Source organism: Streptomyces sp. NPDC006450 (genome assembly GCF_040612195.1).
In the GTDB taxonomy this organism is placed as follows: domain Bacteria; phylum Actinomycetota; class Actinomycetes; order Streptomycetales; family Streptomycetaceae; genus Streptomyces.
In genome coordinates this window covers 57,851-70,889 of the sequence record NZ_JBEXPT010000006.1, presented here as the reverse complement: position 1 = coordinate 70,889, position 13,039 = coordinate 57,851, and the positions used below count along the sequence as shown (strand labels likewise).

General features: G+C 68.0%; 13 protein-coding genes and 2 pseudogenes. 6 read left to right on the top strand and 9 right to left on the bottom strand.

What is annotated here, in order from left to right; all coding sequences use genetic code 11:
- Positions 1-273 (top strand): hypothetical protein, encoded by a 273-nt coding sequence (locus ABZY57_RS04335; protein ID WP_356507975.1) that lies wholly within the window; start codon positions 1-3, stop codon positions 271-273.
- Positions 274-666: 393 nt separating this feature from the next.
- On the opposite strand, the pseudogene ABZY57_RS04330 reads toward ABZY57_RS04335, so the two are convergent.
- Positions 667-1,437, bottom strand: a pseudogene (locus ABZY57_RS04330) (transposase); the annotation flags it as partial.
- Between the two features lie 329 nt (positions 1,438-1,766).
- Here ABZY57_RS04330 and ABZY57_RS04325 point away from each other — a divergent pair.
- Entirely contained in the window at positions 1,767-2,216 is a 450-nt protein-coding gene (locus tag ABZY57_RS04325) for a lamin tail domain-containing protein (protein WP_356507973.1), read from the top strand.
- 337 nt (positions 2,217-2,553) lie between these two features.
- On the opposite strand, the pseudogene ABZY57_RS04320 reads toward ABZY57_RS04325, so the two are convergent.
- A pseudogene (locus tag ABZY57_RS04320) lies at positions 2,554-2,782 on the bottom strand (hypothetical protein).
- A gap of 95 nt (positions 2,783-2,877) precedes the next feature.
- Positions 2,878-3,555, bottom strand: coding sequence for an HNH endonuclease family protein (locus ABZY57_RS04315; protein ID WP_356507971.1), 678 nt, complete (start codon positions 3,553-3,555; stop codon positions 2,878-2,880).
- 215 nt (positions 3,556-3,770) lie between these two features.
- Between ABZY57_RS04315 and ABZY57_RS04310 the strand changes: the two genes are divergently transcribed.
- Positions 3,771-4,067, top strand: a complete 297-nt coding sequence (locus ABZY57_RS04310) for a hypothetical protein (RefSeq protein ID WP_356507969.1) — start codon at positions 3,771-3,773, stop codon at positions 4,065-4,067.
- A gap of 121 nt (positions 4,068-4,188) precedes the next feature.
- Here ABZY57_RS04310 and ABZY57_RS04305 read toward each other — a convergent pair whose 3' ends face one another.
- The 3 genes from ABZY57_RS04305 to ABZY57_RS04295 all read right to left on the bottom strand — a co-directional run bounded on the left by ABZY57_RS04305 (position 4,189) and on the right by ABZY57_RS04295 (position 6,697).
- On the bottom strand, positions 4,189-4,776 hold the full coding sequence (locus tag ABZY57_RS04305) for a hypothetical protein (RefSeq protein WP_356507967.1): 588 nt from the start codon (positions 4,774-4,776) through the stop codon (positions 4,189-4,191).
- Positions 4,777-4,889: 113 nt separating this feature from the next.
- On the bottom strand, positions 4,890-5,456 hold the full coding sequence (locus ABZY57_RS04300) for a flavoprotein (protein WP_356507965.1): 567 nt from the start codon (positions 5,454-5,456) through the stop codon (positions 4,890-4,892).
- Entirely contained in the window at positions 5,453-6,697 is a 1,245-nt protein-coding gene (locus ABZY57_RS04295) for a helix-turn-helix transcriptional regulator (protein WP_356507963.1), read from the bottom strand. The genes ABZY57_RS04300 and ABZY57_RS04295 overlap by 4 nt, the downstream gene beginning before the upstream one ends.
- A gap of 79 nt (positions 6,698-6,776) precedes the next feature.
- Here ABZY57_RS04295 and ABZY57_RS04290 point away from each other — a divergent pair, with 79 nt between their 5' ends.
- The 3 genes from ABZY57_RS04290 to ABZY57_RS04280 all read left to right on the top strand — a co-directional run bounded on the left by ABZY57_RS04290 (position 6,777) and on the right by ABZY57_RS04280 (position 8,902).
- Positions 6,777-7,262, top strand: a complete 486-nt coding sequence (locus ABZY57_RS04290; RefSeq protein WP_356507961.1) for a hypothetical protein — start codon at positions 6,777-6,779, stop codon at positions 7,260-7,262.
- A 136-nt stretch (positions 7,263-7,398) separates the two neighbouring features.
- Positions 7,399-7,785 carry a hypothetical protein gene (locus ABZY57_RS04285; protein WP_356507959.1) on the top strand — a complete coding sequence of 129 codons (387 nt, stop codon included), beginning with the start codon at positions 7,399-7,401 and terminating at the stop codon, positions 7,783-7,785.
- Positions 7,786-7,969: 184 nt separating this feature from the next.
- A complete protein-coding gene (locus tag ABZY57_RS04280) occupies positions 7,970-8,902 on the top strand; it encodes a hypothetical protein (RefSeq protein WP_356507957.1) in 933 nt (310 codons plus the stop codon).
- Between the two features lie 673 nt (positions 8,903-9,575).
- Here the strand turns inward: ABZY57_RS04280 and ABZY57_RS04275 are convergent.
- The 3 genes from ABZY57_RS04275 to ABZY57_RS04265 all read right to left on the bottom strand — a co-directional run.
- The gene (locus tag ABZY57_RS04275; protein ID WP_356507955.1) at positions 9,576-10,598 is read right to left on the bottom strand and encodes an ATP-dependent DNA ligase; all 1,023 of its coding nucleotides are present in this window, start codon (positions 10,596-10,598) and stop codon (positions 9,576-9,578) included.
- 164 nt (positions 10,599-10,762) lie between these two features.
- On the bottom strand, positions 10,763-11,752 hold the full coding sequence (locus ABZY57_RS04270; RefSeq protein WP_356507953.1) for a Ku protein: 990 nt from the start codon (positions 11,750-11,752) through the stop codon (positions 10,763-10,765).
- A gap of 494 nt (positions 11,753-12,246) precedes the next feature.
- Positions 12,247-13,039 (bottom strand): hypothetical protein (locus ABZY57_RS04265; protein ID WP_356507951.1); only part of this gene is annotated, 793 nt, incomplete at its 5' end.

Below are 13,039 nucleotides of genomic sequence, written 5' to 3'. Positions count from 1 at the left end.
ATGCGATACATCAAGGTATCCTGGGAACACAACTTCCCAGACGAGCCGATTCTATGCCTCAGCGAGATCGGCGACGACGACTACGAGACTCGAAAAGTGAACGTCTACAGCGACGGGCGCTCAGAATGGGCCGACGATGGCCACGAGACTCCCAGCATCGGCCTCTCAGAAATCCCATTTCCTGAACTAGGAGAGATTTCCAGGCAGCCCGAATTCCTAGCCGAAGAAATTAGCGCGGCGGAATTTGATCAGGCGTGGAGATCTTCACACTAGACTCCAAAATACGCGCCGAATGGGAATCTAGAAATTCCCCACTTGACGTGAAACACATGCTGTAAACAGGTTGGCTCCTGCAGATTCCCAACAGGAGTCAACCTGCTTTCGTTTCCTAAGGCGTCGGCGGAGACGACGGCACCGTCGAGGGCAACTCGTGCGCCGGTGGCAGACCGGTACCGGAAAGTGGGTCCCATGTTGTGACGGGTGGGCGTGGGCAGCCGCACCTCCATGACCGGAACGAGCGTCGGCGAAGCTCATCGAGATACTCGCGCCCACTGCAGGCGTACCCGTGCGCGGAGCGGACGGCTGGCAGGACCAGCCGAAGGCGGCCGAGATCTCCACGGAGGAGTTCGAGCGGCTTTGGGCGAGGCACTGCGGGCTCTCGGCGATTCAGCCTGACTTGGCGGGTTGAGGTTCGTAGAAGGTTCCGTCGCGGAGCATCGCGAAGAGGACGTCTGCCCGACGTCTGGCGAGGCAGAGCAGGGCCTGGGTGTCGTGCTCGCCCTGGGTGATCTTCTTGTCGTAGTAGGCCCGGGATGCCGGGTCGCCCAGGGCTGCGAACGCGGAGAGGAAGCAGGCCCTCTTGAGCTGCTTGTTCCCTCTCCTGGAAGGCTGTTCGCCGCGGATCGAGGACCCGGAACTGCGGGTTGCCGGGGCGAGACCGGCGTAGGGGGCGAGGTAGCCGGCGGTCGGGAACGTGCTGCCGTCACCGACCTCGATGAGGATCCCGGCTCCGGTCCTGACGCCGATTCCCGGCATGGACGTCAGGACCTTCGAAAGGGGGTGAGCCTCCAGGAGTCCCTCGATGCGCCCAGCCAGGAGTTTGCGCTGGTCAAGGACAGCAGTCAGGGATCCGGCCAGGCTCGGGACGATCAGCGCGGCCGAAGCGGTCCCCGGAACAACGACGGTCTGCTCGTCCAGGGCGGTGAAGATCTCCTCGACCAGGCGCTCGGCCATCCGCGGGGCCTTCGGCCGTAACAGCGTGACCAGCCGCCGGCGTCCGGCGTTGCGGATCTGGGCCGGTGAACCGAACCGCTCCAGCAGGGCCAGCACCGCCGGGTGCTGCAACCGTGGCCCCAGCACCCGCTCCAGCGAAGGGTGGATCTGGGTCAGCAGGCCGTGCAGCCGGTTCGCGACCCGGGTCGCCTCACCCGCCAGGTCGCACCCCTCCCATATCCACGGTCCGCTCGTACCGTTCCTGAGGACGACGATCCCGTACTCGTCACGGACCTGGTGGTGAAAGCGACGAAGTTGCCGCTGAAGGTCAAAGTGGCGACGGAGCTGTTCTGCTTCGGGGGCGTTGGTGGTTGTCCCGATGGTCTCTCGGTTCGGAGATAGCGGGCGATCAGACACCAAAGGGTGACGTTGTGTCACGAGGCTGTCACGAGAGCCCCACCCCAGGTCCGGGGACCCTAATGTCCGAGATCCGCACCGCCACCGCCACCTCTGGCGAGGGCCTTTCACCGGACAGGACGTGCCCCACCTTGCTCATGCCCCGCACCAGCCACCTCGCCGCCGGCACCGCCATCACCGCCGTGGCCCTGCTCCTGCTCCCCGGCCAGGCCCACGCCGCCGGCACCCTGCGCATCTCGAAGATCTGGTACGACTCCCCCGGCACCGACACCCGCACCAACACCTCACTCAACGGCGAATGGGTCCAGATCACCAACGGCACCACCACCGCGGTCAACCTCAAAGGCTGGACACTGACCGACACCTCCAGCCACGTCTACACCTTCGCCACGTTCACCCTTCAGGCCGGGAAGACGGTCACGGTCAAAACGGGAAAGGGCACCAACACCGCCACGACCCTGTTCCAGCAGCGCGCCGCCTACGTCTGGAACAACGACAAGGACACCGCGACCCTGCGCCGCGCCAACAAGACCATCCACCACACCTGCGCCTACAACTCCAGCAAGTCCGACTACAAGACCTGCTGAGCCAACACCCGCTCGGCCGGTCTCCCAGGTCTTCGGGCTCTCTGTGGCGGCCGTCAGACGGATGGCAACGGGCCACACCCCGGCCGGGGCAGGTTTGCTGCCACGTCATGTCACTTCTTCATGCCCTTGATGACGAACGCGCCGATGAAGCACAGGGCTATGAAACCGAGCACCCACCCCGCGGCGGGAAGGTAGTCATAACGTCCACTTTTGGCGAGTACAACCAGCATGGAATCCCTCTCGTCTACACCATTTGTTCACAGTGAAATTCCGGTACTTCGGATCGTTGCGCCTCGTTGCCCAGCCGCCAGGACCGGACGATTCCACTGCCGGGCACTCACGAGGTGGCGTCGGGGACTTCGGCGCCGGCGCCGGCCTTCGTGGCCTCGACGACCCGGTGGTGGAGGGCGGCGAGGCCGTCGGATGGCAGGGGTGCGGGGGCTGCCGGTGAGGGTGTACCACTCCTCGGCGCCGGTGTACTGGATCCGCACCGAGGCCGTGCCGTCCGGGCCGGGCTCCGTGGTCAGTGTGACGTCGCCGGTGATGACGCCGACCTCATCCGTCATGGCCCCGCCCGGGCCCGCCTTCACGTGGTCGGTCAGCGGCACCTCCGGGTCGGCGCCGTGGTCGGGCTGCGGGGTGCTGTCGGGCTGGTGGTCGGTCATGAGCAGGTCTCCAGCATCTCGGTCAGCTTCTTCTTCTCCGCCTGGGTCACCGTGAGCTGATAGGTGGCCTTCACATTCGTCCACGCCGTCGCATAGGTGCACCAGTAGCCCTTCGCCGGGGGCTGCCAGTCCTCGGGACCCTGGTCACCCTTGGCCCGGTTCGTGGTCGCCGACACCGCCAGGAGCTGGGGGCGGGTCAGGTCGTTCGCGAACTCCTTACGCCGCTCCGCCGTCCACTTTCCAGCTCCAGAGCGCCAAGCGTTGGCCAAAGGCACCATGTGGTCGATGTCGAGCTTCCCGGCGTCAGTGACGGTGATCCCGTCGTAGACGGACACCCAGGTCCCGGATACGGCCCTGCACTCGGCATCGCGCTTCACGTTCTTCCCGGAGCGCTCGAGGACGACTTCGCGGGTGTCGCAGCTGTCACCCTGCCCGGCCCAGTGCGTGAACTTCTCCCGGGAGTACCCCGTCATCGCCTGCTGGCCGGCCACCTTCAGCCCGGCCAGCTGAGTACGGGCGACCGCTGTCGTCGACAGACCCGGAAGCGCCGGCGCCCCCTGCGCGCCCTGCGCACCACCCTTGCCTTGCCCGGGTAGGGACGGCTTGGCGTCACCGCCGGCCGAAACCCCCGGATTACAGCCCGCGAGACCAACCGCCAGCAGAACAGCCGTCACCGTACGGACACCCACCCGCATCTGACGATGCATAACCACGCCAAACCCTCTCGAAAAGTCCACGGCGACCTTACCCACCGCGCCTACCCCGCGAAGACCACCCGAGCCCGCCTCAAAGGAACTCCTGGCACATCAAGCACCTTGACGCCCGAACTCGATGGAGTGGACCTGGCGGCACAGCGGAACCGGCTCCGCCGTTGGCGGGTTCCTGGAGCATGAGCGACGAGAGCGTGATCACGATCGCAATCCGGGGACCGGAGAAGGCCGCGCTTGCAGCCTCTCGCCGTATCTCGGACCTCTTCCTGTCGACCGGCCCCTGCCGGCTCCGGCGAACCCCCGGCGAGCCGGACGTAGAGGTTCTTGTCTACGCGAACGTTCACCGGGGTCCCGGAGAAGGCGGCTACGTCGATGGGGGCGCCGAGCAGGAGAGCACCCCGGACTGGGATGCGGGGTGTCTTCCTGCATCCGGGGGTGTCTCCGCCTTCGACGATCGGCCGACCACGGCGGGCTGAAGCGCTTCTTCAGGGCGGGCTCGCCCTGTCAGCGGGGCGCGGCTAGGGGACCTGCACGGCCGCCGCACTCCGCCTCCACCGCTCTCACCTCGCAGGTAGCGGGGTCTTTGAGGGCGTGCCGTTATCTGGGCCGCTGGAATCTGGCCTCGCGTTTGATCGCCTTGATGAGGCGTGCGTCGACGGCCTTCATGTGGTCTTCTGCCTCGTAGAACCTTTCCCGGTTGTCTGCCTGCACTTGTTCTGCAGTCGGTGGCAGGGGCACCGAAGGGAGGCTCCCTCCGTCGATGTAGTCCTCTCCGATGCTGAAGTAGCCTCCGTAGGTCACCTGCATTCGACCTTCGACACGATCCAGGTCGGATTTCCATGAGGCGACAGCGGCGTAGAACTCGTTCCAGAGGTCCGCGACCTGCGGTGATCCGAACATCTCCACTTGGGCCCCGACCAGCCCCAATGCCGTCAGGTCAGGGACTGTGTCGCCGTATGACTCGCGGTTGACACGCTCGACTGTGTCCCGGCGCATCCGCGCGAGGTCGACGCTGGACTGGACCGCTGCCCCGTAAGCGTCCATGCGCCGGTTCCAGATCAGGTGGCGGCGCTCACGGGTGCGGGTCAGCAGATGGGTACCGGCCACGGTCGAGGTCGTCACCATCGTCGTCACCACCGTGGCGATCAGCGTCGCCTGTACGGGCGTCAGGTTCATGAGGTCCATGAAGGTGCAGTCTCAAGGCCTGCCCCACACCCTTGCAATGGCACCACCACCATGCAACCCAGCGGTCCGGAGCCAGATGGTGCACCTTCCCATTCCCTGCTCCGGCAACGCGGTCAGATGCAGACCTTGTCGAGGGTGTCGAGGGCGAGAGCCCAGGGGTAAGCGTCGACATTGCCGTGCTTGGGCTGATGGGGGCAAAGGCCGGGACCGGTGCCATCATCGAGAAGGTAGTGGACTCCCGCACGGCGCAAAGTGGCGATGGCGGGGGCGAGGGCGGGGTGCTGGGCTTGGGCGGCGTTGATGTAGGGGAGGGCGACGACGTGCCGGTCGGGCATGCCGAGGGCTTCGGTGATGAGGCCGAGGGCGAGGGTGTCGGCGTGGCCGGCGGCCCACTTCGTCGTCGTGTTCAGCGTGACCGGTGCGACGAGGAGCGCGTCGGGGTCGGGCAGGACGTCGCTCTGGGAGGGTAGTTTGTAGGCGTGGCGCACCGGGTGTCCGGTCAGCTCCCACCAGGCGTCGAGTTCGCGCTCGCCTGCGGCTTCTTCGACGGACCAGCGGTGGGCGGCGGGGGTCAGAACGAGCGCGACGTCCCACCCGCGGGCCTGGGCGGCCTTGATGCCGGTGGTGACGTGGCGGGCCGGCGGCGCGGCGCACGAGATGACGTACAGGGTCTTGGTCACGCGGGTAGTCCACAGCGCTCGGCGAGCGCGCGCAAGCGCCCCTCGGAAGATCCGGCGCCCAGGAGACGAAGGTCTTGGACGAGTTGGTGGGTGCGGGGGCGGCCGAGGACTTCCTCGGGAGCTTCGCGTTCCGCGTCCAGGAGGGCGTCGACGGCCTTCTCCCGCTGTCCGGCCTGGGTGTAGGCGTGGGCGAGATCGGTCAGGAGGTGGGCGCGGCGCTCGCGCGGCAGCGCGGCACGCTCGTCGCTGGTGATGGCCTGCGCGACGGCGGCTCCGGCGGCGCCCTCGTACAGCTTGACGTGGGTGGCGACGCGGTAGAGCGCGACGTTGGCACTGCTGAACGCGGTGAACAACGCGTTGCCGTCGGCGTCGGGCGGGAGCTGGGCCGCGTGCTCGTCGGCCTGGTCGAGGAGATCGGGGACCGCGCGGGCGGCGGCGGGTGCGCGGCGGTCGGTGAGGGTGGCGGCGGTGGCCTGGGCGATGGCTGCTTTGAGGTAGAGCATGCCGAGGGTGGACAGGCCCGCCGGGCCGCGCGGGGTGAGGTCGTCGGCGAGGCGTGCCGCGGCGGCCTGGGCAAAGGCGGCTGCTGCGTGGGGTTGTCCGTCGGCGGTCAGGGCGTCGGCGAGGTGGCGGGCAGCGCTGGCTTGGATGACGGGGTCGCCGGAGCGTTCGGCGGCCAGGACCGCGCGGTGGCCGGCGAGGGCGGCGACGTCGGGGGCTCCGGCCTTGATGGCGAGGGCTTCGGTGAGCTGGAGGGACATCGACAGGGCCCGGTAGGCGGCGAGCTGGTCGTCGCCCTGATGGAGGGCAGCGGCCTGGGTCGCATCAGTGAGCAGGGCGGGCATGCGGCCGCCGAGGCTGCCGAAGGCGGCGGAGGACTGGAAGAGGCGCCAGGCGTGGTGGACGGAGCGGCGCAGGGTCTCGACGTCGAGCGGGTCCGCGTCGGGGGCGGTGCCGGTGACGATGTCGTGGCGGTTGAGGACGTCCCGGATCGCTTCCATGTCGTCCGCTTGGTCGCCGGGGTCGTCGACGCTGTCGGCGAGGAGGACGGCGAGCGGGATGGCCAGGACGCGGGCGGCGGCTTCCAGGACGGACAGGCGGGGGTCGGCCTGGCGGGATCCGGCTTCGAGGTCTTGGACCCAGCGTTTGCTCTTGCCCATCAGCGCGCCGAACTGGGTCTGGGTGAGGCGGCGCCGACCTCGCCAGCAGGCGACGTTGGCTCCGATGCGTCGGCTGTCCATGAGCGCGGCTCCCGGCCGGGGGAATGTGGCACGCACACTGCGTGCCTACATACGGTTGTACTCCCTTTACGGTCCGTCCATGGCCAACTCCTCCAACGGCGACCGGACATGGGCCGCCCTCCTCACCCCCGCCCCCGAAGTCCTCGACGCCCTGCGCAACGGCAGCTCTTCGTGGGCTGCGTGCGGATGGTCCTGGGACGCTGTCGTCATCGCGCCCCTGCAGCGCGGGCTCGAAGCCCTCGACGCCCTCCCGCTGGATCCCGACGGCGGGTACACCGTGATCGCCGACCATGCCCGTCACGAACTCATCGTCTACATCCCCTGCGGCACCGGGGCCGTCCTCGACGGCGTCCAAGGTGTACGGGTCCTGGGCCAGGGCACCGACCTCCTGGTCCCGGCCGGCCGGTACGGCACCTACCCCGCCGCCTGGCTCAGCGGCCCCCATGACACCGAAGCCGAGGTGGAACACCTCATCGACCCCGCCCGGCTGAAGGCCGCGCTCCTGGCCGTCGACACGCGGCACCTCGCCGAGGCGCAGACGATCGAGCACGCCTTCGCCGAGTGAAGGGCTCCGCCCTCCCTGCCGTCTCCAGGCCCGCGGATGCTGCCCTCACCAGCAGCGTCCGGGGGCCTCTTACTGTGACAACGACGCACGCACACTGCGTGCCCACCTCCGCGTGGCGTGGCCGTACGGTCCGGGCATGACCGACACCGCACACACCCTCCCCGCCCCCACCGCCCCTTCCTCCGAGACGGCGCTGCAGCCGCAGTCGCTCGGTGGGCCGTCGTTCGGCAGGGACCTTGTCCGTACCCTCCACGCGGCCACCACCGCGGTCGGCACCCTCGCGCTCGGCGAGAACTCGGACGCCGCCGACATCGAGGTCTCCGCGTTCGCCGCCATCGTCTGCACCGGCGCCGCCGCCGCCGTCGCCCGCCGAGCCCCCAGCCTGGAGATCCACTCCCTCGCCTGGGCACGCACCGACGGCCCCCGCGAGGACACCTCCGAGTACAAGGTCACCCTGACCGTCACCGCCCCCGACCCGGGCACCGGCGAACACAACGGAACCACCCACCGCTCCACCCGATAGACCTCCTGTCCACGGGCACGTGACGGCAGAGGGACAGCTTCCCGCTACGGGAAGCCGTCCCTCTGCCGTGTGGGCCACGGTCACGCGCACGGGTGACGACACCCCGTGCGCGGCGCCAGCCGCGCTGCGGTGCTGGTGGGCTTCGCTCCAGGGTGGCCGTGTCCGTTAACGCAGAAGAGAGCCCGTGCCCGACACCCCCACTCCGGTCGCCCCCGTCGTCAATCCGGAGGCGCCCGGCCCCATCCGAACCCTGCTGGGCAACCGCAACGCGATCCTCGCCGCCGGACCGGCAGTTCATCCTCTGGCGGCGGCGGGTCCCATCCTCCTCAAGGGCAGCCTCGGGCTCGCCGCGATGGTGCCGGTGTGGTTCGTGACCGCACCGTCTGACGTGGTGCCGGTCCCCGGCACCGTCTTCGCCGGAACGGCGAAGACTGCCGCGACCCTTCACTGGCTCGCAGGCCTGTGGCCGTACGCCGGGGCCGCCGCCGTACTGTTCGCCGGCGTACGGGCCTTCCAGTGCGTCCTGTACAGCCGCAAGCTCCGGGCCCTGGACGCCGCAGCCGAGCACTACGTTCAGGAGCGGGACCTCACCGAAGGTACCCGGGCGCTCCTCGCCCGCGCACAGCGGGCCCAGAGCACGGTCCTCGCCTCGCAGGTCCACCGGCTCGACCTGATCGACCGCCAGCGCAACGAGGTCGTCCTCCCGGTGCAGGTGTGGGAGATCGCGAGCGCTCTGCGCGAGCACAGCCGGCTCTCCGCCAGCACGGAGGCGGACAGCTCCAGCGCAGAGGTCATCGCCCTGCAGTCCGCCCGCCGCCAGGCTCTGCGCGTCAGCCGGGACGGCGTCGAGCAGCGCATCGCGGCTCTGGAGGAGTACGCCGTGCAGGTTGGCGAGGCCGACCGGCGCTACCAGGAACTCCAGCAGATCCAGCGCTTGGTCGAAGGCAACGACGAAGCGCTCGACCTCCTCGCCCGCACCGCGGCCGACGCTTTGGCCGTCGCGGAGATCGAGGCCATGAGCAAGGAGGCCGCGATCGTCGCGAAGACCTTCACCACCGCTCTCGACCGGGCCTCGGCCGCCGCCGTCATCGCTCTGCCCACCCGGGAAACCGCCTGAGCGGGCAGACGGTTCGCGGTCGTCGACGACGTGTTGGGTGTACGTCGTGAGCAGCAGGTCCGGGCGAGGGCCTGGCGTGCCGTCGGCCGTGCCCGTGTCGGGTGTGCGCGACAGTGATCATGTGAACCGCCGGACTTTGCCCCTGCTCCTCGCTGTACTCCTGGCCACGGCTGGATGCGTCTCCGTCGCCCCCGCCGACGACAAGCCCCCGCGGGCCCGGCCGGCGGTCTCGGTTCCTGCCCCCGCGTCCGGGCGGGTGACTGATGAGGCGCTGCCGCTGACGCCGCTGCCCGTCAGCCAGCCACCCGCTCCCGTTGTGGTGGCCGAGCCCGAGAACGGCACGCCGGCCTCGGCACCGCGCCAGGCACCCCGCACGGCGAAGACGGACAGATCATCGGGTCCGAAGGAGCGGACGCGGACGGTGCGGCAGCGGCCGGATCGGCTGCCGGTGAAGGCGAAGCGGTCCACCCCGCAACGCCAGGCGACGAAGCTGAAGGCCAAGCCGCACCGAGCGGGGCCGTCGAAGCCGGTGGCACCCCAGCGCTCGCGCGCGACTGCGGCTCCCGTGCCCGGTCACGTCTCCATGGCCGAACTCTGCCGTTCCTCGCACGGGGTCACGAGTCCGACGATCAGCCAGCTCTGTCACGGCACCTACCGATAGCCCGCCAGCCGGTCAGCTGGCCGGGCCGGTAGGCCCCTGGCCGAAGGGCTGGACGTCGACTGCGGTCACGTCCAGGCGCAGCCGCACAAAGCGCAGCGGGTGGCGGTAGACGCCGCCTCGGTCCACTGCCCGGTCCGCGCTGATCTCGGCCACCAGGTCCGGACGGACCAGGACCGCGTCCAGGACGTCCTTGCTGCCCCATGCGGCCGCGAACCGGATGCCCTCCCACGGGTGTCCGGGGGGCGCGGCGGACAGGTGCTCGGCGAGTTGTCGGGCCTGCTCGGGGCGCAGTGCAACGGTGCGGCCGACCGTGCGCAGCCGGCCTTCGTGGTCGTAGCGGCCGAGGACGAGGAGCTGCGGGCGGGTCAGGGTCCCGGTGACCGCGCCGATGATCGCCTCTGTGCTGTCCCGCCTTCGGATCTTGGTCCAGCCTCTGGTGGCCGGCCGGTAGGGCTGGGACATGTTCTTCACGACGAGGCCTTCCAGGCCTGCTGCGTCGGTCCACGACTCGAACCAGTCCTCGGCGACGGCAACGTCCGTGGTCATCGGGCAGAGCGTCCAGGGCGAGGTCAGGGCGCATGCGGCGAACAACACCTCCAGGCGGCGCCTCCTCTCCCTGTACGGGAGAGCGAGCAGCTCTTCACCCTCCTGCTGCAGCAGGTCGAAGGCGACGTAGAAGGCAGGCAGGCGGGCGGCCAGGGCGGGAGCCCCGCGGGCGCGTGCGGCAGCACGGCGCTGCAGCCCCTCGAACGAGAGGGCTCCGGCTTCCACGTCCCAGGCGAGGACTTCCCCATCAAGGACCAGGCCGCCGGGGAGTTGCGCGGCCGCTGCCACGAGGTCGGGGAACGCTTCCTCTACCAGGGCTCCGCGCCGGGTCTGCAACTGCACCCGTCTTCCCGGCCTGGTCGGGGTGAAGACTAGGAGCCGGTGTCCGTCGAACTTCTGCTCGTACGCCAGGGTCCCGGGCTTTGGGGGGAGGGACATCTGTTCGGCGGCCTGCGCGAGCATCGGCGCGAGAGGCGGGGTCAGAACCACTCGGGATGGCCTCCTCACCGCCACTCGCACCAACTCACCCAGCATGACCTCCTGGCGGCAGCCCGGCCTGCCGGGCACCACGCACGGCCTGCAACATCGCCCGGAGGGACGCCGGGGCATCCCACCAGCAGGCGCGGGCCTCCGTCAGGACAGGTGCTGTGCCATCAGCGTGGGGTTGGGGCGAGTGCCTTTAGCAGGTCGTCTCGGGTCATGTGTGAGCGGCCTGGGACGTCGGTGGCGGCGGCCTTCTTGTACAGGTCGGCCTTCGACATGGCGCTCAGGTCTTCCTTCGGTGCGGAGCGCACGCGCTTCTTGGGTTCCGGCTTCTTCGTGGCGGTCTTGCCGGAAGCGGTCGCCTTCCCGCCGGTGGCCTTCGGGCTGTCGGCCCGCTCGACGCTGGCACGCAGGGCCTCCATGAGGTCGACCACCGCAGTCGGCTCGGCCGGGGCTTCGGCCTTCTCCACCGTGTCACCTGCCTTCTTGGCCTCGATGAGTGCGGCGACCTTCTCCTGGAAGGCGTCGTGGAACTGCGCGGGGTCCCACTTCATGCTCAGGGCATCGATGAGCTGCTCGGCCATCTTCAGCTCCTTCTCCGAGGCCTTCGCCTTGCCGGGGAGGTTGTCGATCTCCTTCTTCGGGTCGCGGAGCTCATCGGCCCAGTGAAGTGTGTGGAGGGTGAGGAGGCCGTTCTCGGCCTTGAGGGCCACCAGGTACTCGTGCTGGCGCATGACGAACGTGGCAATGCCCGCCTTGCCGGTCTTGGCGAGGGCCTGTTCCAGGAGGCTGTAGACCTTCTTGTACTCGGCGCCGCGCGGCCCGAGGTAGTACGTCTTGTCGAAGAAGATCGGATCCACCTCGGCGAGGTCCACGAACCCGGAGATCTCCAGTGAGCGGGAGCGGCCCGGGGCGATGTCGTCCAGTTCCTTCGGCTCGACCAGGACGTACTCGCCGCCGGTGTCGTAGCCCTTGACGATGTCCTCCAGCTGTACCTCGTCACCGGTCCGCTCGTTCACGCGGCGGTTGCGGATGCGGTCGGAGGTGCCGCGCTGGAGCTGATGGAAGTGGATGGTGTGGCTGTCGGTAGCAGTGAAGAGCCCTACCGGCAGGCTGACCAGCCCGAAAGACAGATTTCCGGCCCAGACGGGACGAGCCACGAGCGCCACCTCCTTCAGGCCCCCCTCGTCATCCCAGCTCACAGCGCCTACCCAGTGTGACCGTGCACGATAGGTGGCACGGACGGACACCTTCGATGCACAGCGCAGGCGCAGGCGGAGACGGGTCGGTGAGAGGTGTAAGCCACCGGCACTCGAAACGCATCAGCCCTGCCGGGGCACAGGCGGAGCGGGTGTCAGTGGCGGCGTGTCAGTCACGTCTATGGTTGAGCACGGTAGGTGGCTGGACAGACAAATTCGATGCTCAAAATCTGCCATAACGCGATCGCAGCCACGGAGCACTCCGTCCTTGCAGACGTCTAGTTGCCGTCTTGCCGTGTGACTGCCCCTCGCATCACACCGCGGTAGTCAGGTCGCCGCACAGCGAGGGCCAGCGGATTGCAGTGATGTCTCCCAGCAGAGTGCCGGTCTGCTGTAGGGGATGTACAGGTCTCTGTCTGCCATGAAAACAAGAGATCGCAGCTGGGGCGCAGATGTCAAGAACGGGTGTAAGAATTCACGTCGCTTGAATGTGATTCCCTTCCGGTTGGGTGCCCATGTGCATCCTTGGTGATTACGTTGGTGTGAGTAACGCCATTACTGTCCGTCCGCGATGTCGAGTCGGAAGTTCCGGTCTTATGGTTATTGGCGTCACGGTTTACGGTATGCGTATGCGTCACCCCCTTATTGTCTGTATGTGACGTCGATTCAGAACTACCCGTCTTATGGCCACTGGCATCGAAGCGGTCAGTGAAGGTGTGTGTCTTTCCGTCAGGCGTCGCTACCGACGCAGAGTCGGAGCTGCCCGTCTTCTTTCCACTGCCATCAGACTTATCGGTATGGGTCCTCGTTACCCCTTCCTCCGTTCCTACCACGGACTTGGAAGTTTCGGTAATGTTGCCGGTGGCATCCCTGGCGGTAGTGTCGATTTCCGTCTTTCCGTCGCCCCTTCTGAATGCACTGGAGTCGACGGTGCCCTCCGCCCGTCTGTTATGGCTATCTATTTTCGTGACATCATCGTGAACGTCAATCGTGCCGATGCCACTTTCCCACTGCTTTTGATCCTTGCTGATTGAGGGCTTACTATTCTTATCTCCTCCGCCTTCCGGTTTCGCGACCGTGCCGAAGTTCTGTTCGGGGGCTTTGATCCCGAGGTCGATGTTCGCGACTGAGCCGAAGCCTGGGGCTTCGATTCCGGGGTCCATATTCTTGGCTGAGCCGGATTCTTTGAGAGTTTCGATTCCGGCGTTTATGTCTCCCACACCAGGGGTCGTGACATCGAATCCGGGG

Coding starts and splice junctions, on each gene's coding strand:
- ABZY57_RS04335 (WP_356507975.1), top strand. CDS start 1: ATGCGATACATCAAGGTATCCTGGGAACACAACTTCCCAGACGAGCCG.
- ABZY57_RS04295 (WP_356507963.1), bottom strand. CDS start 6,697: ATGGACAGCCGACGCATCGGAGCCAACGTCGCCTGCTGGCGAGGTCGG.
- ABZY57_RS04325 (WP_356507973.1), top strand. CDS start 1,767: ATGCCCCGCACCAGCCACCTCGCCGCCGGCACCGCCATCACCGCCGTG.
- ABZY57_RS04290 (WP_356507961.1), top strand. CDS start 6,777: ATGGCCAACTCCTCCAACGGCGACCGGACATGGGCCGCCCTCCTCACC.
- ABZY57_RS04310 (WP_356507969.1), top strand. CDS start 3,771: ATGAGCGACGAGAGCGTGATCACGATCGCAATCCGGGGACCGGAGAAG.
- ABZY57_RS04285 (WP_356507959.1), top strand. CDS start 7,399: ATGACCGACACCGCACACACCCTCCCCGCCCCCACCGCCCCTTCCTCC.
- ABZY57_RS04305 (WP_356507967.1), bottom strand. CDS start 4,776: ATGGACCTCATGAACCTGACGCCCGTACAGGCGACGCTGATCGCCACG.